Source organism: Halogeometricum borinquense DSM 11551 (assembly GCF_000172995.2).
GTDB lineage: Archaea > Halobacteriota > Halobacteria > Halobacteriales > Haloferacaceae > Halogeometricum > Halogeometricum borinquense.
Genome location: NC_014729.1, coordinates 1,459,921 through 1,478,618 on the forward strand (window position 1 = coordinate 1,459,921; position 18,698 = coordinate 1,478,618).

Annotated in this window: 19 protein-coding genes and 1 tRNA gene; 10 read left to right on the forward strand and 10 right to left on the reverse strand. The window is 58.9% G+C overall.

Translation table 11 applies throughout. The annotated features are described in order from the left end of the window. Positions 1-93: 93 nt before the first annotated feature. The 6 genes from HBOR_RS07425 to HBOR_RS07445 form a co-directional block, all read right to left on the reverse strand. Entirely contained in the window at positions 94-1,086 is a 993-nt protein-coding gene (locus HBOR_RS07425; RefSeq protein ID WP_006054341.1) for a transcription initiation factor IIB, read from the reverse strand. 375 nt (positions 1,087-1,461) lie between these two features. Continuing rightward, complete coding sequence (gene corA / locus HBOR_RS07430; RefSeq protein WP_006054342.1) at positions 1,462-2,460, reverse strand: magnesium/cobalt transporter CorA; 999 nt, start codon at positions 2,458-2,460, stop codon at positions 1,462-1,464. After that, positions 2,457-2,618, reverse strand: coding sequence for a hypothetical protein (locus tag HBOR_RS19955; protein WP_006054343.1), 162 nt, complete (start codon positions 2,616-2,618; stop codon positions 2,457-2,459). The genes corA and HBOR_RS19955 overlap by 4 nt, the downstream gene beginning before the upstream one ends. 114 nt (positions 2,619-2,732) lie before the next feature. Beyond that, positions 2,733-3,407 (reverse strand): DUF6517 family protein, encoded by a 675-nt coding sequence (locus HBOR_RS07435; protein ID WP_006054344.1) that lies wholly within the window; start codon positions 3,405-3,407, stop codon positions 2,733-2,735. 117 nt (positions 3,408-3,524) lie between these two features. After that, on the reverse strand, positions 3,525-3,923 hold the full coding sequence (locus HBOR_RS07440; RefSeq protein WP_006054345.1) for a hypothetical protein: 399 nt from the start codon (positions 3,921-3,923) through the stop codon (positions 3,525-3,527). Between the two features lie 43 nt (positions 3,924-3,966). Next, positions 3,967-4,431: a hypothetical protein gene (locus HBOR_RS07445; protein ID WP_006054346.1), complete on the reverse strand. Its 465-nt coding sequence runs from the start codon at positions 4,429-4,431 to the stop codon at positions 3,967-3,969. A gap of 247 nt (positions 4,432-4,678) precedes the next feature. On the opposite strand from HBOR_RS07445, the gene HBOR_RS07450 reads away from it, so the two are divergent. The 5 genes from HBOR_RS07450 (at position 4,679) to HBOR_RS07470 (ending at position 8,525) form a co-directional block, all read left to right on the forward strand. Further along, positions 4,679-5,533, forward strand: coding sequence for an NOP5/NOP56 family protein (locus HBOR_RS07450; RefSeq protein WP_006054347.1), 855 nt, complete (start codon positions 4,679-4,681; stop codon positions 5,531-5,533). Continuing rightward, entirely contained in the window at positions 5,530-6,165 is a 636-nt protein-coding gene (locus HBOR_RS07455; RefSeq protein WP_006054348.1) for a fibrillarin-like rRNA/tRNA 2'-O-methyltransferase, read from the forward strand. Before HBOR_RS07450 ends, HBOR_RS07455 begins: the two co-directional genes overlap by 4 nt. 114 nt (positions 6,166-6,279) lie before the next feature. Next, positions 6,280-7,356, forward strand: coding sequence for a glutamate--cysteine ligase (locus HBOR_RS07460; protein ID WP_006054349.1), 1,077 nt, complete (start codon positions 6,280-6,282; stop codon positions 7,354-7,356). Positions 7,357-7,407: 51 nt separating this feature from the next. Continuing rightward, positions 7,408-7,935, forward strand: a complete 528-nt coding sequence (locus HBOR_RS07465) for a winged helix-turn-helix domain-containing protein (RefSeq protein ID WP_006054350.1) — start codon at positions 7,408-7,410, stop codon at positions 7,933-7,935. 83 nt (positions 7,936-8,018) lie between these two features. Continuing rightward, positions 8,019-8,525 carry a phosphopantetheine adenylyltransferase gene (locus HBOR_RS07470; protein ID WP_006054351.1) on the forward strand — a complete coding sequence of 169 codons (507 nt, stop codon included), beginning with the start codon at positions 8,019-8,021 and terminating at the stop codon, positions 8,523-8,525. A gap of 107 nt (positions 8,526-8,632) precedes the next feature. On the opposite strand, the gene HBOR_RS07475 is transcribed toward HBOR_RS07470, so the two are convergent. Continuing rightward, positions 8,633-8,941, reverse strand: a complete 309-nt coding sequence (locus HBOR_RS07475; protein ID WP_006054352.1) for a cyclin family protein — start codon at positions 8,939-8,941, stop codon at positions 8,633-8,635. Between the two features lie 120 nt (positions 8,942-9,061). On the opposite strand from HBOR_RS07475, the gene HBOR_RS07480 reads away from it, so the two are divergent. Beyond that, positions 9,062-9,146, forward strand: a tRNA-Leu gene (locus tag HBOR_RS07480). 477 nt (positions 9,147-9,623) lie between these two features. On the opposite strand, the gene HBOR_RS20280 is transcribed toward HBOR_RS07480, so the two are convergent. Beyond that, positions 9,624-10,199 (reverse strand): hypothetical protein, encoded by a 576-nt coding sequence (locus tag HBOR_RS20280; RefSeq protein ID WP_241432314.1) that lies wholly within the window; start codon positions 10,197-10,199, stop codon positions 9,624-9,626. On the opposite strand from HBOR_RS20280, the gene HBOR_RS07485 reads away from it, so the two are divergent. Next, on the forward strand, positions 10,185-13,343 hold the full coding sequence (locus HBOR_RS07485) for an Eco57I restriction-modification methylase domain-containing protein (RefSeq protein WP_241432315.1): 3,159 nt from the start codon (positions 10,185-10,187) through the stop codon (positions 13,341-13,343). The genes HBOR_RS20280 and HBOR_RS07485 overlap by 15 nt on opposite strands. A 12-nt stretch (positions 13,344-13,355) precedes the next feature. Here HBOR_RS07485 and HBOR_RS07490 read toward each other — a convergent pair whose 3' ends face one another. Beyond that, entirely contained in the window at positions 13,356-14,540 is a 1,185-nt protein-coding gene (locus HBOR_RS07490; protein WP_006054354.1) for a type I restriction enzyme HsdR N-terminal domain-containing protein, read from the reverse strand. A 441-nt stretch (positions 14,541-14,981) separates the two neighbouring features. On the opposite strand from HBOR_RS07490, the gene dacZ reads away from it, so the two are divergent. From dacZ to HBOR_RS07505, 3 genes are all read left to right on the forward strand, one after another. Beyond that, positions 14,982-15,797 (forward strand): diadenylate cyclase, encoded by an 816-nt coding sequence (gene dacZ / locus HBOR_RS07495; RefSeq protein ID WP_006054355.1) that lies wholly within the window; start codon positions 14,982-14,984, stop codon positions 15,795-15,797. Continuing rightward, positions 15,797-16,648 (forward strand): mechanosensitive ion channel domain-containing protein, encoded by an 852-nt coding sequence (locus HBOR_RS07500; RefSeq protein ID WP_006054356.1) that lies wholly within the window; start codon positions 15,797-15,799, stop codon positions 16,646-16,648. The genes dacZ and HBOR_RS07500 overlap by 1 nt, the downstream gene beginning before the upstream one ends. Before the next feature lie 148 nt (positions 16,649-16,796). Continuing rightward, a complete protein-coding gene (locus HBOR_RS07505) occupies positions 16,797-17,834 on the forward strand; it encodes a sensor histidine kinase (RefSeq protein ID WP_006054357.1) in 1,038 nt (345 codons plus the stop codon). A gap of 304 nt (positions 17,835-18,138) precedes the next feature. On the opposite strand, the gene HBOR_RS07510 is transcribed toward HBOR_RS07505, so the two are convergent. Continuing rightward, on the reverse strand, positions 18,139-18,681 hold the full coding sequence (locus HBOR_RS07510) for an acyltransferase (protein WP_006054358.1): 543 nt from the start codon (positions 18,679-18,681) through the stop codon (positions 18,139-18,141). Between the last annotated feature and the right edge of the window lie 17 nt (positions 18,682-18,698).

The following is an 18,698-nucleotide window of genomic DNA, read 5'->3' on the forward strand; positions in this document are numbered from 1 at the left end:
GGTGCAGGAATAAAAGTTTCCGCGAGAAGGGTTCCGTGTACCGAGAAGAAATCCGCGCGTCGAGAAGAGATCCCTATACAGCGCCCAATTTGATTAGGCGAATAAGCCCGCATCATCCACTTCGAGCAATTCTTTGTACCGGTTTCGGATAGTGACCTCCGAGATGCTGGCCACCTCGCTTACCTCACTCTGCGTCACCTTCTCGTTGGTGAGCAACGCGGCGGCGTAGACGGCGGCCGCGGCGAGACCAACGGGAGATTTGCCCGAGTGAATCCCGGCCTTTTTCGCGTTCCGAAGCAGGTCGCGTGCCTGTCGCTCTGCCTCGTCGGAGAGATCAAGTTCGGAGGCGAACCGCGGAACGTACTGCTCGGGGTCGGCAGGTTCGATTTCCAGCTTTAGCTCGCGGACGACGTAGCGGTACGTCCGGGTTAACTCCATCTTATCGACGCGAGAGACGGTCTCCAACTCGTCGAGCGAGCGGGGAGTACCGGCCTGTCGCGCCGCAGCGTAGAGTGCGGAGGTAGCGACGCCTTCGATGGACCGACCGGGGAGGAGGTCGTCGTCCAGCGCACGGCGGTAGATGACCGAGGCCGTCTCGCGGACGTTCTCGGGGAGACCGAGCGCCGAAGCCATCCGGTCGATTTCACCGAGCGCCTGCTTTAGGTTCCGCTCCTTGGAGTTACGCGTGCGGAAGCGCTCGTTCCACGTCCGTAGGCGCTGCATCTGCTCGCGCTGGCGGGCCGAGAGCGCCTTTCCGTAGGCGTCTTTGTTCTGCCAGCCGATGTTGGTAGACAGTCCTTTGTCGTGCATCATACGCGTCGTCGGCGCACCGACACGCGACTTCGAGTCGCGCTCGGAGCTGTTGAACGCGCGCCATTCCGGACCGCGGTCGACGGCGTCCGTCTCGACGACGAGTCCACAGTCTCCGCAGACTGTCTCGCCCCGTGCCTCGTCGGTTATCAGTGATCCGCCACACTCTGGGCAGACCTGCGTTTCCTCTTCTGTCTCTTCTTCTGTCACCGCCTCGTCTGTGTTCTCGCGTCGTCGGTCTGTACTTACGTACTCTCTCGTTGTTGTGTCACTCATGGTGGGATGCAGACTCATCGCCATCCGGGTGAAGAGTAAAGAAATGAGAGAGACTCCGGGTGGGCTGAGTCCTTACTCTTAGTAATTTTCGAGAGTATATAAATGTTTCCCCAAATTCAACCAGAGAAAACCGCAGTACAGCACCGATAATCGTCTAAAACCGTCTTTTTTGGGACATATGGCATCACCTCACATGCAGGTCTTATGGCTTTCGGCCTCTGTCCGTTCTCTGGCTAGCTGAGAGAGCGGACGCTCGAAACAGGACTTATCTTGATTCACCACCAAGTTCTACGATCTTATTCACTGTAACCGAGTGAACGTTCTGCACCCTCGGCACTTCGGCTACACTGATAGTATCGGGGTCTACTCTGTCGTTCACAGCCATCCCTCGCGGTCGAAATGATACAGGAGGATGAGCGTCACAAGGGCCATCCCGAGCATCACCGCCGGATACGCGTACGACCACGAGAGTTCCGGCATATTCCACGCGCCGTCGCTGAAGTTCATCCCGTAGATGCCGACAACGAACGTGAGCGGGATGAATATCGTTGCAACGACGGTGAGACGGCGCATCACCTCGTTTGTCGATTGAGAGAGCGCGTTCAGGTAGATATCTCGCGAACCGCGCGCTAACTCCCGGTATGTCTCCGTCAGATCCACGATTTCAATGAGGTGGTCGTACACGTCTCGATAGTATTTCTCGGTCGATTCGCGGACGTGCGCCGCGTCACCGCGTGCGAGTACTGAAACGGCCTCCCGGGTCGGCCACACGACCTTTCGGAACGAGAGCAGATCGCGTCTGACGGTGTTCAGACCATCCAGTATATCCGGGTCTGGCCCTTCGAGTACACCGTCTTCGATCACCTCTATTGTATCCTCTATCTCATCAAGAAGGTCGAAATAGTCGTCTACGACTCGGTCGAGGATGCGATATGCCACGAAATCGGGTCCGTTGACGAGGATGCGCCCTTCACGGTTCTCGACAGACTGCCAGACGCGCTCGACAGCCGTCACAGCCGTTTCCTCGACGGTCAGGGTTACCACCCAGTCTTGGCCGATAAACATGCCTACAGGGCGTGTCTGCACTTCTTCATCGAACGTCGTCTCTCCGCGCCGGAGCGACGCTGATTTCACGAGAACGAACGTGTGGTCGTGAAACTCCTCTGTTTTCGGCCGCACGTCGCTCCGAATATCTTCGAGTTCGAGCGTGTGAATCGAGAAGACGCGCGAAATCGTATCGATCTCCTCCGGCGTCGCGGCCGAGACGCGAACCCACGTCGTCCCGTGGGCGTCCCGCGCTGCTTCGAGATCCGACGCCGACTCGACGGAAACCGTCTCGACACCGCCGGCGTCGTACACTTGTGCGGAAATCACGCTCCGTCCCCACTCGTCCCGATAGCGAGTAACGTCACACCGACCATGAGGCCTACGAGTGACGCGGAGCGACCCGGATACGGCGTGATAACGCCGACACCGTAGCCGACGAGTGAGAGCCCGATCAGAACGCTCCCAGCGGTCCCTTCGCGGTTCATGCGTCTGTCGTCCTGCGCCGGAGAGAAAAGTATTATTCAGCTGTCAACATCGAGTGCTCCACATCCGAAATCGAACGATCCCATTCTCATGGAGCGTTCGGGGTTCCGCCCAGTTTAGGCGGCCTGTTCGGTGGTCCCGTTCGCTTCAGCCGGGTGTTCGATTGCTCGCATCATCGACATGATGTTGTTTTCTTCGCTGTCGAGCTTTTGCGGGTAGAGTCCGAGACCGACGATGAAGTCCTCACCGTCTTTGTATTTCATGACGTGAACGTACACGTCAACTCGCTCTCCGTTGATCGTCGCCTTCGCAGCGAACTTCGTCACTTCTGTTTCCTGTCCTTGGACAGTGATCGTCTGTGAACTGACTTTGTTCACGTCGCTGAGGCCTTGATACTGGGTTTCGACGAGTCCCACGAGTTGTCTACTTGAGTAGTCGGAGATGGGGTTCATCGTCTGTCCGGCGACTTCGACGGCGGGCGAGGAGATAACGGTAAACATCCCCAACTTCGCCTCGAAGATGGTGAGATCGAGCGTCTTCTCGTACGTAGTCACTTGATTTTTGGCGACGACGTGCCGTTCCTGTCCGGCCACAGTGACCGTCTCGTTCACTTCGACGGTTTGCGGACCATCGGTTGCGTACCCGGCGCTTTCGGCCGCTGATTCGTCTACGACCGCTGGTTTCGCGGCGAAGGAAAGTGACTCCTCACCGGTCAGAAAGCCGATACAGCCTGTTGTCGTCGTGAGTATCGCAACTGCGAGGACCGCAGCCACGATACGACGGGTTGTCATTGTGAGGATGACTTTTTCGGCAACAGGAATAAACCCGTGGGCTGGCGCTTCAGAGCATCACACGCCTATCACGTTTGTCTGCGAAGCTGTCTGTTGTGCGCTGTCACCCGTTCGGCGTCACTCGCCCGCCGTTGAGGAATTCGCATCGTCGCTCCGCCGTTCGTTCTCGCGTGTGACGACGCGCCCGACGTACCAGTAGTACGCAAGTGTGACGAGTGGAAAGACGAGCGCGGCCGAGAACCACAGATGCCGGGAGAAGCCCCATTCGACGCCCTGCCTGCGGAGTGCCCGGATATCCGCCCAAATCAGCCCCGAAAAGAAAATATGCATCACGCCGATGACAGTGAAGATTCCCGGCCAGCCGACGCCGAACGCCGGCACGACGAGTACGATGACCGCTCCGAGTCCCCAGATGAGGAGCAGAAGGCGGCGATAGACGCTATTCACCGGTTCCGACGTTGCATCCCGCTCGACTTGCCGCCCGCGCCGGTAGCCGTCGCTGCGCTCCCCACTCATACCTGTACTGTCCTCGCACCGGAGTAAAAGGTCATCGCGGGCATTAGCCGAGGTAACTCACGGTCACGTTGTGTGGTCCGTCCGGCGTCTCAAGCGTTACTTGGTCTGCGAGAGTCTCGCGGATGGACTCTCGCCACGCTTCGACGGCCTCAGCGTGGCGCTTGTGGTGTCTGTCGCGCGTATACGGTTCGTCGGAGGTGCGGAGTTCGTCGCCCGTCTCGTCTACAGTCGGAAACGACGGCGCGTCGTGAACCAGTCGCTCTGGAAGGATGTGAATCGGCTGTACGCCACCTTCGTATTCGCCTTCCGTCCCGGCGAGATGTAGACGGGCGCGCATCCGCCCCGCGAACGGCGGCGTCACGCGCAAAACGGCGTTCCGGTCACGTCGCTGGTTGGCTTCCAGTGCCGTTACCACATCATCGGTCGTCACCGCGAGCGCCTGTATCCGCTGCGGCCCGGACTCGCGTCGCTCGTCGGTGTTATCCTCCGCGTCCGAGTCGTCACCCACTGGTACTGCGTGTCGATCTGTGCTGTGGACCGAGTTCGCCGTTACACTCCGGACACGCTGACCGGAACGACCCTGCAGAGACGCGATTCCCGCAGTTACGACAGACGAAAGGTGACCGCTCACTCATCGTTGACGACACACTGTTTGTGGTTCTCATTGTTAAACGTTATCACGAAACATCTGTGGGGACGAACGGTCCGGTCTTCGTACCGGGACGGATATACAGGCGCGGAGAGTGCGTGAACGTATGAACGACGGAACCGCCCCGACAGGGACGGGCTGGTTCGAGGATATCGCCCCGGACGACGCCGAGAGCGCGAGCGAAGCGATTGCCGACGGCGAGGCCGACGAACCACGTGATTGGCCCGCGCTCGCGGTCGAATCGGGCCACGCCGACTCCGAGGACGAGTACTACGACCAACTCCGCGAGGCCACTCTCACGGCGACGAGAGCGGCCGTCCGCGAGCGCGAACGTGCGGACGACAAGCAACTTGTCCACGCCGTTCGCGCGATGGACGACGCCGAACGCACCGCAAACGAACTCGCGGAACGTCTCGCCGAGTGGGCCGGGACGTTGTACGACGACGCGGGCGTCGGTATCGAGGGCGCGCGCGACTTGGCCGACAAGGACCCGCAGACGCCGGTCGAAGACCGGGTCGTCTCGTATGCTCGGCGCGTCGCCGACCTCGCAGACGAGCGCGACGACCTGCGGGCGTTCGTCGAATCGCGTGCCCCCGCGCTTGCACCTAACCTCGCTGAGATGGCCGGTCCGGTTCTCGCGGCCCGCCTCATCGCCCTCGCGGGTGGTCTCGAACGGTTGGCAAAGATGCCGTCCGGGACCGTGCAGGTTCTCGGCGCGGAGGATGCCCTGTTCGCTCACTTGGAAGGCCGCGGATCGTCTCCGAAACACGGCGTCATCTACGTCCACGAGTACGTGCGCGGTACCCATCCCGAACACCGTGGGTCGGCCGCGCGCGCATTCGCCGGGAAACTCGCTATTGCCGCACGTATCGACCACTATTCCGGCGAGTTCAAATCGGAGATTCACGAGGAGTTAGCTGAACGCATGGAGACGATTCGAGCGCGGGAGGTGGCCGAATGACGGACCTTCCATCAGGGGTCGAACGCCGACCCTTTGACGGCCGCGAGCGCCTCTCGACGCACGGAGAGACAGTGTACGGTGAACCCCGCGACGAGGACGGGTGGCGCGCGTGGGACGCCGGTCGATCGAAACTCGGCGCGATGTTCGAGTACGGAATGGACACCGGCCTCGTCGGTGACGAGACCGTTCTTTACCTCGGTGCGGCGTCGGGGACGACCGTTTCGCACGTCGCCGACTTCGCAGGGCCGACGTACGCCGTCGAGTTCGCGGCGCGTCCGGTCCGTGACCTCCTCGGCGTCGCGGAAGCGAGAGACAACCTCTTTCCGCTCCTGAAGGACGCGCGAAAGCCCGAGACGTATGCACATATCGTTGAAGCCGACCTCGATTGTATCGTACAGGACGTCGCGACGCGCGGACAAGCGACCGTCGCCAACCGGAACCGACAGTTCCTCCGCGACGATGGTCGTCTGCTCGCGGTCATCAAAGCCCGAAGCGAGGATGTGACTGCCGATCCGGACGACGTATTCGAGGACGTTCTCACCGAATTGCGCGAGGCGTACGAGATTCTGGAGACGACGCGACTCGACAGATTCCACGACGACCATCTCGGCGTTGTCGCACGTCCAAAGTAATCATAGATTGAACTACATGGTCGGTACAGGACTCAAATATTGTGTTTTCTGGCAGTATGCACGGGTCGCCGGGGTCCACGACCTATTTAATCGGCCCGCGCTAACGACCGTGCGATGGAATTAGGGTCGGCCGACGCCTTCGACCGAATGGGCACCCTCGGTGTCGAAGAGGAGTTCTACATCGTTGATAGCGACGGCTACCCGGCCTCAGGTATCTCTGACCTCATCTACGACGACCCGCCGGAGGGCCTTCTCGGTGACCGCATCGACCACGAACTGTTCAAGTTCACTGTCGAGACGCAGACACCGCTCATCGAGAACCCTTCGGAGGCTGACGAACTCGTCCGTGCGGTCCGTGAGGCACTCGTGTCACACGCCGCCGACCACGGCTACCGCATCGCTGCGGCCGGGCTCCACCCCGCGGCGAAGTGGCGCGAACTCGATCACGCGACGAAACCACGCTACAAGTCGCAACTCGACCGTATCCAGTACCCGCAACACCGAAACACGACGGCGGGTCTGCACGTCCACGTCGGCGTAGACGATCCGGATAAGGCGACGTGGATTGCCAACGAGCTTCGGTGGTACCTTCCGCCGCTTCTCGCCCTCTCGGCGAACTCGCCGTTCTGGAACGGATTCGACACCGGTCTCTCCTCTGCCCGAGCAAAGATTTTCGAGAACCTGCCGAACACGGGAATGCCCTCCCGGTTCGAGGACTTCGAGGCGTACCAGCGATTCGAGCGCCGGATGGTCGAACACGGCTCTATCGAGGACCGCGGCGAACTCTGGTACGACGTGCGTCCGCACACCGGTCACGGCACCGTCGAGGTCCGGACCCCGGACGCGCAGTCGGACCCAGAGAAGACGCTGGCGTTCGTCGAATACGTCCACGCGCTGGTCCTCGACCTCGCCGCTCGGTACGAGGATGGCGAGTCGGGAACGACGATACGCCGCGAACTCTTAGACGAGAACAAGTGGCGCGCCACGCGACACGGCCACGACGCGAGTTTCATCGCCCTTGACGGTGAAGGGACGGTTTCGCTCGAACAGTTCGTCATCGAGGAGTGCGACCGACTCGATGTGGACGGCCTCAAAGATATCTTCGACGCCGAGAGCGGAGCCGAACGCCAGCGACGGATTCACGCCGACGAGAGCCTCGATACCTTGTGTAACGTACTCTGTCTGAACTGATTTTTCGGAAAGGTTTTTCACCGTTTGGTTTTGACCTGTGTGATAGAACATATGTCTACGGACGACTCCTCCGATGATCCTACCGAGAGCGGTTCCGCCGACGAGACAGTGGCGGATCACGGCGATGAATCAACAGAGCAAACGACGCGCGAGCGACTCGAAGCAGAGGCCGACCGTGCGGTCGCGGAGTTCGACGAGAACGTCGTCGATCTCCTCGCGTGGTTGCTCGACACCGAAACGCGCGCTCGTATCTTCGTTTTCCTCCGGCAGAATCCCCACGCCACGAGCGAGGAAGTCGCAAACGGCACCGGTCTCTACCCGAGTACGGTACGGGAGGCACTCGCCGAACTCCACGACGAGGAGATGGTCTCTCGTCGCAAACGGAAAAACTCCGGCGCGGGCAACAACCCCTACGAGTACGAGGCCATCGCGCCGAGCGAGCTCGTCCGCGGGGCCGTCGGCCAGGTCCAATCGCAACTGAACACTCTGTTCAATCTCGACCGCCGACTCCTCGGCGACGACGGGGATGGCGACGTCGAACCCGTCACTATCACCGTCCGAGACGATACCGACGAGTGATCTGAGTGATCTGAGTGGATGCGGTGACGACGCCGCACTTCGGAAGCCGACCTTTTTAAGTTCTGAGACTCCGACGCCCGGGTATGAACGTCGCGTTGGGCGGGACCTTCGACCCAGTCCACGACGGCCACCTCGCGTTGTTCGCGAGAGCCTTCGAACTCGGTGACGTGACCGTCGGTCTCACGAGCGACGAACTCGCGCCGAAGACCCGCCACGTCGACCGATACGTCCGCCCGTTCGAGGAACGAAAGCGCGACCTCCTCGACGAACTGGAACCGCTTGCTGAGGAACACGACCGCGAATTCGAGATTCGGACGCTGACCGAACCGACCGGTATCGCCACCGAACCCGGCTTCGACGTACTCATCGTTTCGCCGGAGACGAAGGACGGTGGTGCGCGGATCAACGAGATACGCGAGGAGCGCGGCCTCCCGCCGCTCGACATCGAGGTGGTGGATCACGTCCCCGCAGAGGACGGCAAACGCATCTCTTCGACGCGTATCGTCCGCGGCGAAATCGACCGCCACGGGAATCTCACGCCGGACCGCGATGGCCGAGAGGCGACGCGTCCGGACGCTGACGGGGCCTGATACGGTCGGCTCCCGTCCCGGTGTTCCTCCAACCGAATCAGCAACCGCCGGTAGATAGTCGCAACTGTCTGTGTGATACGCTGATCCCCGTCGTCGCGCTTACCCCCTCACCACGTCGGGGGGCGGAAGCCGTTCGCTTCCAGAATCTCTTTCCACCGCTGTTGGATGCTGAGTCGCGTCACGTCCATCGCGTTGGCGACGCGGGATTGGGACCGCTCTTCGCCTGCGATGAGTGCGCCCGCGTAGAGACTCGCCGCCGCAACGGCCCGTTTCGACCGGTCGGCGTCCGGCACCTGTGAGAGAAACATATCGCTTGCGTACGACCGCGCTTCGGACCCGAGTTCGAGGCGGTCGGCCGCCTCCTCGATGCGCGTCAACCACTCTTCGTTGTCGACCCGGTCTCGGGCACTGTACATACTGGTCTCTCCGCCGCGACCTACTTGACGCTTGCTCAGTTTCGAGTGTCGGCTCCCGGTGCGCCTCCGGTCGATTGCGAACGACAGTTTCTTATCTCGATTCCTGATACGCTGTAGTGCGCGCGGGTAGCCAAGCCTGGCCAACGGCGCAGCGCTTAGGACGCTGTCTCGTAGGAGTCCGCCGGTTCGAATCCGGTCCCGCGCACTTCTCCGCTCTGAACGAACGTGAAGAGCGGGAAGTGTGCAACGGCCGGTGAGAACCCTGCAAGGAACGCGCAGTGAACTGACGTGAGCGAGCATTTCTTGCTCCGGTTCGAATCCGGTCCCGCGCATTTTCTGTCCGAGCGATAGCGAGGACGAAAATCGATACGAGCGGATTCGAAGCAGGGAACGGAGCGAAGCGGAGTGACTGCGGTTCGAATCCGGTCCCGCGCACTCAAATCGCGCCCTTCGGTCACTTTTTCGTCCGGGTTCTTCCCAGCAGCTCACGGTTCTAATGTTCGCATTTTGCTTGGTCGTTCTCCATGGTGTTATCGAGTAACGGTTTCGTCCGAGACAGCGACCACTATCCAATTCCCAGAAGAGATCATGCGACTCCATTTTTCCATCCCACTTACCTTTTTGGTGGCTGGATAAGTTGAACCGGCTAATGGCTGATGCCGACGCTCTCCACGATGCTCTACTAAATATCGGTGAGCAGACGAACGACGATATGAGCGAGAGAGACGTAGAAAACCTCTTTCTGGAACAAGGATTCTATAATGCTCTCGACTACGAAGGAACGGGTACTGACCTCAGAAGCGAGTTCACACTCCCGGACGACCGGCGACCAGATTACATCACTCTTGACTCGAACGAGGCCGTCACCGCAGTCTACGAATTCAAGACGACCGGTCGAAGCCTCCCGCCTCACGAATCGCAACTGTTCCACTACATGGACTACCTCCGGGCGGAGTACGGCGTCCTGACCAACGGAGAGCAGTTGCGACTCTACCGGCGCGGCGAAGACCGACCGCTCCTCGTCGTCTCCCTCGAATCGGTTACAGAGGGTGATGCCCGCGACCTCGTTAGTGCCCTCCAGAAGCGCGACTTCGACCTCACGGATCCGGACGACGTGAATCAGTTCCTCGCAGACCTCGACCCGATTCCGCTCGACGCGCAGTCGGAACTCGGGCAGGAACACTTCTTCGATACGTTCCGACTGGAGGACGACAGCCCGTTCGCCGACCTCGTCACCGGGATGATGGACCTCCTGCATGAACTCCGGGACGAGAACGAGGCGAAGTTCGTGAAAGGCGCTTACGACTTCTGGGAGGCGACATACGCCGACGAGCCGGACGAGGTGCCGAACTCATGGGACCCGTTCATCAACGGGAAGCAGTCGCTTCGAGACTTCATGTTCTGTCTGGAGAGCGGACACGCGCTTCTCGCACGGCTCCTACTAGCGAAGGCCACCGAGGACCACGATTTCTTCGCGGGCACTGGATACGATGGGATGGACGACTACTTCCGCGGGTTGCAGGGCTTCGGCGACACCATCAACCTCGATGCATTCCCCGTCGCGGCGGACGACCTCATCGACGATATGCAGGAGCAGTTAGTCGAAGGGCTGTTTCAGGACGACATCTTCATCTGGTGGACTGACGGATACAGAGAGCAGATTGATACTCAGCACGCGAGCGGGCCGAGCCGGTTCGAGGACGTAGCACGCGGATCCGGTGACGTGGAACGTGTCAGCGAGACTACTCGGGACCGCTTCAGCCGCGCCGTCGCCGAGGTGTTCTTCAACGTCCTACGGTTCGACTTCCAAGACGTGGAGGGCGATCTCCTCGGGGACCTCTACCAGCGGTATTTCGACCCGGAGACGCGCAAGGCACTCGGCGAGTTCTACACGCCACAGCCGGTCATCGACTACATCATGGACGGCGTCGGCTACGAGCGCGGCGTCTCGAACGAGCGACTCATCGACCCGTCGTGTGGGTCCGGGACCTTCCTCGTGGAGGCCGTCGAGCGGTACATCACCGACGTGGAGAACTTCGAGGACAACCCCGACTGGGAGGAGCATCTACGCGACCTCTGTACCCGCCCGCGCATTGTTGGGCTTGATATACACCCGTTCGCTGTTCTGATGGCACAGATTCGCTTCGTGGTCGCTATCCTCCCGGCGTATCGAGAGGCGAAAACGCAGAATCCCGAGTTTACCATTCGGCGGCTCCCAATCTACCGAACCGACACCCTCCGAAACGAGCGGGAACTGACGGGCGCGGACCTCGGCGACGACGGCACCCGGCAGATGACCTTCGACGCGATGACCGAGGACGACCAAGACGTACGGATTCCCGTCCCGCTTCCGGTGGAAGTAGACGAGGACGAGGTCGCCGAAACCGAGGACGGCTTCCTCGTGCGCCGGGTTCGGATGCCGCTGTTCGACACGATTCAGTTGGAGACTGGCGTCAAGAACTTCGGGGAGTATTTCGCGGCCCTACAAGGCGTCTTGGACACCGTCAAGGACCATATGGCGCTGGCCGAGGAATTCGGCGGCGACTTCGACTGGGAATACAAGAGTGGGCTGGAGGAGCGCATCAACCAGCACACGTCGCGGGACTACTCTGGGGTAGAGGAGTTCTTCACACCCTACGTGAACGATATGCTGGAGAACGTGCGCTACCTGAAGGAGGAACACAACGACGGACGGCTGTTCAAGATGTTCGAGGACACCGTGCTCGCGCTCGTCGTGAAGAACTACATGGAGTACGACTACGTCGTGGGGAATCCGCCGTATGTGAATATCAAATATATCTCCGATACCGCGCAAGAACGCTACACCAGACTATACGATTCAGCATTTGGGCGTTTTGACCTCTATGTTTTATTTATTGAGCGTGGACTGGAGATGCTAACTGAGGACGGCGAGTTAGGTTACATTACCTCGAATAAGTTTGCCCGTGCAGAGTATGGGAGAGAAATCAGGCGGTTAATCAGTTCGGAGTATTCCTTGGCGGAGTACATCGACTTTGGCGATACAGAGGTATTCAAGGACGCAACTAATTACCCCTGTATTCTGTTTGTTGACCGTGATAGAAATAGAAAAACCGTCCCATATGCAAAAATTAGACGAGAACAAGATAATATCCTCGATGTAGTTGCATCTCACTTAGGTAAAGAAAACTACCTCTCAGACGGGATTGAAATCTCCCGATATCCGTCTGAGAGATTATCCGAAGAAGTGTGGACATTCACCCCGGAACCGGTTCGTGAGGTTGTGACGAAATTACAACAGAACGGAACCACCACAGTTGAAGAAGCGTGTCTTGGGGTTCGACAAGGTGTCTCTTCTGGTGGGGATGATGCGTTTATTGTGTCCCCCGAATATGCAGACCAGAAGGAGTTAGAGAACGAATTGCTATATCCTCTCATCCGTGGGGAGAATGTTCGTCGCTGGATTGTTGATTGGGAGGAAGAAGTCGCTATATACCCATACGATGACGACGGCGAGTTGGTTGACTTTTCCGAGTATCCGAGCGTGAAATCTCATTTAGAGGACCACCGTGAGTATCTCGAAGACCGATATTGCGTAAAAAAAGGAGGGAAGGGAATCTATGAGTACGACGGCCCAAGGTGTAAGTCTGTTTTTGAGGGAGATTTTAGAATTCCTGTTCCAGATATGGCGACTGAAAATCAATTCTCCTATGCTGACGGGTACAACTGTTTCAAAAACACCGCATACGTACTTACTTTTAATGATGAACAACCCTATTCGGAGTTGGAGTTGCTTGGTTTGTTAAATAGTGCTGTGTCGGAGTTCTATATCAAACAAAAAAGTCCATTCTTGAATGACCAATATTTCCGATATAAGAGCCAGTACATTGACCCAATACCACTACCCGCAGAAACCGACCGTATTTCTTCAGTCGTTGACGATATTCTTGCAGTTGAGAGATTGGGTCGAAAGGTCGAGAATTTCCCAGATTCATATATTGACGAATATGACGGCGAGGTGGCGTATATCACATACGAGTGGCAAACGACTCGGAAACCAGTAAATGCAGAAATTAATACCAACGACGACGGTACAATATCGGTACAAGCAGGACGAACCGATAGCATCGTAGATGCGGCGATGCACTCTGAGGACAACGAGGCCCGCAAGCGCCGGGCCGAGTACGTTTATGCGGCAGTAGACGGCTGCAACGTCAAGAGCGGCAAAGAAATAACTATTCCAATCCCCCGAAGCGATGACGGCGTTGTGGACCTGCTGGACCGGCTTGAAGCCGACCGCGAGGAAGTCCGGCAGACCGACATCGAAGACCTCGAAGCCGAGATTGATGACGCGGTCTACGACCTATTCGACCTGACCGAGGACGAGCGCGAAGTCGTAGAGGACTACCTCGAAGTGTTCTGAGCAAATACCGATTCAGAGCATATCATCGGTTGTCTCCGCGTTCCGTAACTTTCCGAGCGTCGTGTACTGGAGTGACTGCGGATACTTCGACTCAAACGGAACCGGGTCTTCGAGTTCGTAGAGTGAACCCGGCTCGAACATGATGACCTTCTTTCCCTCCGCAATCTTCGCTCGGTCCTTGTAATCCAACGGCTCTCGCATCAACTCCGCCTCATCGGGTTCGACCACGTCACTCACCTTAGCGAAGTATTTGACTTCTCGAACGTCTCCAGTGACGTACATTGCCACGTAGTCGAAGTCGCTCCCAACCCGAACAAACCCCCACGCTTCGTTCTCTTTGAGAAACGGAAGTCCAGACTCTTTGGTCGGGAATACGGCTACGCGGGCATCTGAATCCCCATTGATTTCTTTTCGGGCAATCGTACCCGCGACCCGGTTCTCCAGTGGTTCTATCTCGTCGGCGGCGTCATCGGATTCCGGTTCGTCATCTTCTTCCGACTCTCCGGGCGGTTCCTCGCTGACGAAGTGTCGCTGTTCACGGAGTACGGAGACGAGATTCTGTACGAACTCCCGAGACTGTTCCTCAAGGTCTATAGTTAAGTCGCCCACCTCGTTCTCCACGGTCTCAGTGACGGACTCGGTGACGCTGTCTTCGTTTTCTTGCAGGTGACGAATCGCCCGGTTCGTCTGCGCGACCTGTTCCGCTACCTCATCGGATTTCCCCGACCGGATCGATTCCTTGGTGAGCAGTTCCAGCACGTCTGGATTCTCGGCGAGGTCATCGAGGTCGAACTGAACGACGGACACCTCCTCGCCGCCGTTCCGGTGGCGGTTCTTGGTCAAGACCTCAAAGGACTTCCCGTTGGTCAGAATCCCCCAGTCTACATCGAGTTCCTGTCTCATGTAACTCCGCAATTGCTGGACTTCGTCGTCGGTGAGCGTAGACCGGACAGGCTTCGCTTCAACGAACACTACCGGAGAGTCCCCCACAAGAAGTGCGTAATCGACGTGGGTACTTCCTGATGCCATCGGGATAGTGTATTCGAGGGCGACTTCGGTAGAGTAGAGGTTCCATCCGAGAAGTTCGAGAAACGGTTGGACGAGTTTGACCTTCGTGTTCTCCTCGTCCATCTGCGGTGACGACTCGATGAGTTGCTGACACCGCTGGACGTGCTCGTCTATCTCATCCCTGTCCATTAGAGACAATGGGACAACGTGTCTACTAATATCATGGTGAAAAGGGATGACAGCGGCTAACGCTGTCCCGAAGGTACCTTTTTAATCCTTTTCCTATTTTGCATCCCTTCGGGGGACAATATAGGCAAAACAGGCGTCTTAGCCCCCTCACCGAAGGCGCGCTTAGAACGCTGTCTCGGAGGAGTCCTCGCGGTTCGAATACGTCATACGCATTCGAAGCAGGGAACGGAGCGAAGCGGAGTGACTGCGGTTCGAATCCGGTCTCGCATACAACGTTTTGACAGAGCTATCAGCAAGCGCGGACGCTACTCGCACTGCCGCTAGACTTGCTATCTTACGCTTTTGACCCGAAACTGCGAACCGTGTCTGACGCGCGTCAGCCGATATCACCACCGAGAACGTCCCACAAGTCTTTTTTTCACCGCAGTTGACCAATGACTGATGGTGGCGTTATCGGACCTCCTCGACAATGTCGTGGCGGATGTGGACGCGTTGTTCATTTTCTCGCCGAGTAGTTCGTACTACGAACGGTTCGCAGACGCCGACCTCGACACACCAGTTGTGGTGGTCGCGTCCGAGAACGCCGTCGATGCGGAAACGTACATCGAACTCCCCTTAGAGTTCGACAACGTACGCGACCGCATCCGCTTCGGTGTCGAGGGTGCCATGGAGAACGGTGTCGTCGAGGAGGACGACATCGTCGCTTGCAACGTCGCGGTCTTCGGCGGCGACCAAGACGCCGTGATTCGCGTCCGCGTCACAGAGGAGATGCGGTCCGGCATCTACGACCTGTTCGCTAACTCCCGTGCGGACCCGAGCGTCATCCGCAACGTGTTCGAGGTGGCGATTGAACTCGGCAAGAAGGGACAGAAGGGGAAACCGGTCGGCGCGTTGTTCGTCGTCGGTGACGCCGGAAAGGTGATGAACAAGTCCCGACCGCTGTCGTACAACCCGTTCGAGAAGTCTCACGTCCACGTCGGCGATCCCATCGTGAACGTGATGCTCAAGGAGTTCTCCCGGTTGGACGGTGCGTTCATCATCTCCGACTCGGGGAAAATCGTCAGTGCCTACCGCTATCTTGAACCCGCGGCGGAGGGGGTCGATATTCCGAAGGGCCTCGGCGCGCGACACATGGCCGGTGCGGCGATCACCCGCGACACGAACGCGACGACGATTGTTCTCTCGGAGTCGGACGGCCTCGTCCGAGCGTTCAAGGGCGGACAGATGATTCTGGAGATTGACCCGGAGGACTACTAATGATCCCCGCGGGTTCCATGCTTTTGATGCAGAGCGGCGACCGTACTCCCACGTCCGGCCCTGCAACGAGTCCTGCAGACTCGTTCCTCGCGGAACTCTACACGCTTTTTCCTCGGGATGTGTGGTTCGCGCTGATCGTTCTCGTCGCGGGTGTCGCCGTCGCTCTCATCCTCGGGACGCTCACACGTCGTGTGCTGACCGGTCTCGGCGTCCCCGAAGCTATCGAGGGAACGGCGTTCGAGCGGACCGCGCGGAACTTCGACACTTCGACGGTCGAAATCCTCGGCTGGTTGGTCCGGTATTTCGTCGTCGGCATCGCTATCCTCGCCGCGTTGTCCATCGCCAACGTGAACTACGCCGACCGGTTCTGGAGTCAGGTCGTCGAGTTCCTGCCGATGTTGTTCTTCGCGGTGGTCATCCTCATCGTCGGCATCGTCGTCGGCGACAAGGTTGAACTGCTGGTCGCAGAGCGACTGCGCGGTGTCAAACTCCCGCAGATCGGTATCATCCCTGCGGCCGCGAAGTTCACCGTGTTCTATCTCGCGTCCCTCATCGCCCTCTCGCAACTCGGTGTTGCCACCATGGCGCTCGTCATCTTCCTCGCCGCCTACCTGTTCGCCATCGTGTTCCTCGGCGGCATCGCCTTCGCGGATATGCTCAAGTCGGGTGCGGCGGGCACGTACCTCCTCTTGACGCAACCCTACGCCATCGGCGACGAAATTCGCGTCGGCGACACGGGCGGTATCGTCCAAGAGGTGGACTTGTTCGTCACGCACGTCGAGGACGACGGCGAGGAGTACATCGTCCCCAACCGGAAAGTGTTCGAGGAAGGGATCGTCCGTCTCCGTTGACCGGAGTACGGTGGCTCAGTACCTATACTAATTCTGTCAAATAACCCAACAAAATCGACGGCAACTCGCCCGACGGCGTTTAAACTGGCTGTGTCGTTGAAATATCTCAAACCCAGAGAATAAAATACTCCCCGCGTGAAATAATCACGTGGAGTGGAGTTCCGACGACGACAAACACCGCCTCGATGGTGACGTCTACCGCGAAGCGTTTCGAAGCACCGAGGCACCGGCCCTCATCGCCGACCCGAACTTCGTTATACGTGACGTCAATCCAGGTTGTCTGGACCTTCTCGGCTACGAATCGGGCGAACTCGTCGGAGAATCCGCGGCGACGATTGCGGGTGACGACCGCATCTACGAGGATGTCGTCGAACATCTCTCCCGCGGCGAGACGTGGACCGGGCGGTTTATCGCGCAGACAAAGGCGGGCGCGAACGTGTTCGGTCGCGGATTTGCGGCTCCCATCATCGCCGACAGTACCGTCGAGGGGGTTATCGCTATCTTCGTCGATACGGCGAAACAACAGCAGTACGAGAACGCCTCAGAGGTGCTGAACAGACTCCTTCGACACGACCTCCGGAACGAACTCAACGTCATGTACGGCCACATCCAGCGCGCACAGTCGGAGTCGTCCATAGACGAGGTCACCGAAAGTCTGGAGAAAGCACAGGACAAAATCCTCGAAATCGTCCACAAATCCGAGCGAGCGCGCGACCTACGGAATCTCTTAGAGCGGTCGTACAGCGCGTCGAATCGCCCCGTCCGTCTCGACATCGTGCTCAACAATACGCTGGTCGAGGTGATGCAACAGTACCCCGACGCGGAGTTCAAATTCCAGGTGTTTCCTGAGGTCATCGTCCGCGCCGACGACCTGTTAGCTACCGCCATCGAGGCGGTGTTGGAGAACGCTGTCACGCACAACGACGCCGATGACCCGGTCGTCCGCGTCTCTGTCGAGGTTCACGACGACCACGTCATCCTCGCCATCGCCGACAACGGACCGGGCGTTCCCGAGTCCCAGCGTGATCTCATCTTCGGCCGGGAGGAGTACGATCAACTGCACCACGGGACGGGAATCAGCCTCTTTTTCGCTGACAGCGTTTTCGACAGTTACGATGGGGAGATCTGGGTCGAGGACAACGACCCGCGCGGTGCCATTTTCAAGATGCGACTCGAGCGTCCCTAACTGTGCCCCTCCAACTCAGTTTCTCCCCCGCGTCGCTTTCGTACTGACTACACTCTCAACTCTCGCAATCTTCGTCGGGTTGTTACGCTTTTGTTCGGCTCCCCACTTATCGCTCGCTACCGACTCGGGAGTCGCGGGCCGCCGACCGACCGAGAACGTCTGGCGCGAACAGTCGCTGGCTCCCTCATCGTCGCGTTCGTCGTCGGAGCCATCCGCACGCCGCCTGACCCGGTTTCCCAGATGCTGTGGTTCTGGCCATCGCTGGCGGTCGCAACGCCCGTTGTATACTACGTATTTTATTCGCTTACGTCTCGTCTTCGTCATCGAGTTCCGAACTCGACATCGGCCGCGCCGGGACACCCGCCACCGTCGTCCCCGGCGGTACGTCCCGCGTCACGAGCGAGTTCGCGGCAACCTGCGCGTCCTCGCCAATGTGGACGCCCGGAAGGATGACTGCTTTCGCGCCGATCATCGCACGGTCGCCGATAACAACTTCGCCCGTTCGGTATTCGTCTTGCAGGAACTCGTGGCAGAGAATAACCGAATCATAGCCGACGATCACGTCGTCGCCGAGGGTAACGAGTTCGGGCCAGAACACGTCGGGCGTCGCTTCGAGCCCCCACGAGACGCCGCTCCCAACGGTAACGCCGAGTCGTCGGAGCGCCCAGTTTTTCCATCGGAGCAAGGGTGCCACGCGCGCCACCCACACGAGGATGTAGTTCAACGCGACGCGCCAAACGGGCTTTGCGTCCGTCCAGTACTGGAGGGAGTTCAGGGGGCCGGGCGTCGGATGACCCTGCACTCGGTGGTGTCGTCGTCCCGCCGCGTCGTCGGTGTCGTCGCTCACGTCGGCCGATTCGTCCC

What these genes read in the sequence shown, in the direction of transcription:
- HBOR_RS07460 (WP_006054349.1), top strand. Translation starts at nt 6,280, where the DNA reads ATGGAATTAGGGTCGGCCGACGCCTTCGACCGAATGGGCACCCTCGGT.
- HBOR_RS07450 (WP_006054347.1), top strand. Translation starts at nt 4,679, where the DNA reads ATGAACGACGGAACCGCCCCGACAGGGACGGGCTGGTTCGAGGATATC.
- HBOR_RS07435 (WP_006054344.1), bottom strand. Translation starts at nt 3,407, where the DNA reads ATGACAACCCGTCGTATCGTGGCTGCGGTCCTCGCAGTTGCGATACTC.
- HBOR_RS07490 (WP_006054354.1), bottom strand. Translation starts at nt 14,540, where the DNA reads ATGGACAGGGATGAGATAGACGAGCACGTCCAGCGGTGTCAGCAACTC.
- HBOR_RS07455 (WP_006054348.1), top strand. Translation starts at nt 5,530, where the DNA reads ATGACGGACCTTCCATCAGGGGTCGAACGCCGACCCTTTGACGGCCGC.
- HBOR_RS20280 (WP_241432314.1), bottom strand. Translation starts at nt 10,199, where the DNA reads ATGCAGGAGGTCCATCATCCCGGTGACGAGGTCGGCGAACGGGCTGTC.
- HBOR_RS07470 (WP_006054351.1), top strand. Translation starts at nt 8,019, where the DNA reads ATGAACGTCGCGTTGGGCGGGACCTTCGACCCAGTCCACGACGGCCAC.
- dacZ (WP_006054355.1), top strand. Translation starts at nt 14,982, where the DNA reads ATGGTGGCGTTATCGGACCTCCTCGACAATGTCGTGGCGGATGTGGAC.
- HBOR_RS07500 (WP_006054356.1), top strand. Translation starts at nt 15,797, where the DNA reads ATGATCCCCGCGGGTTCCATGCTTTTGATGCAGAGCGGCGACCGTACT.
- HBOR_RS07465 (WP_006054350.1), top strand. Translation starts at nt 7,408, where the DNA reads ATGTCTACGGACGACTCCTCCGATGATCCTACCGAGAGCGGTTCCGCC.
- HBOR_RS07440 (WP_006054345.1), bottom strand. Translation starts at nt 3,923, where the DNA reads ATGAGTGGGGAGCGCAGCGACGGCTACCGGCGCGGGCGGCAAGTCGAG.
- HBOR_RS07475 (WP_006054352.1), bottom strand. Translation starts at nt 8,941, where the DNA reads ATGTACAGTGCCCGAGACCGGGTCGACAACGAAGAGTGGTTGACGCGC.
- HBOR_RS07425 (WP_006054341.1), bottom strand. Translation starts at nt 1,086, where the DNA reads ATGAGTGACACAACAACGAGAGAGTACGTAAGTACAGACCGACGACGC.
- HBOR_RS19955 (WP_006054343.1), bottom strand. Translation starts at nt 2,618, where the DNA reads ATGAACCGCGAAGGGACCGCTGGGAGCGTTCTGATCGGGCTCTCACTC.
- HBOR_RS07485 (WP_241432315.1), top strand. Translation starts at nt 10,185, where the DNA reads ATGGACCTCCTGCATGAACTCCGGGACGAGAACGAGGCGAAGTTCGTG.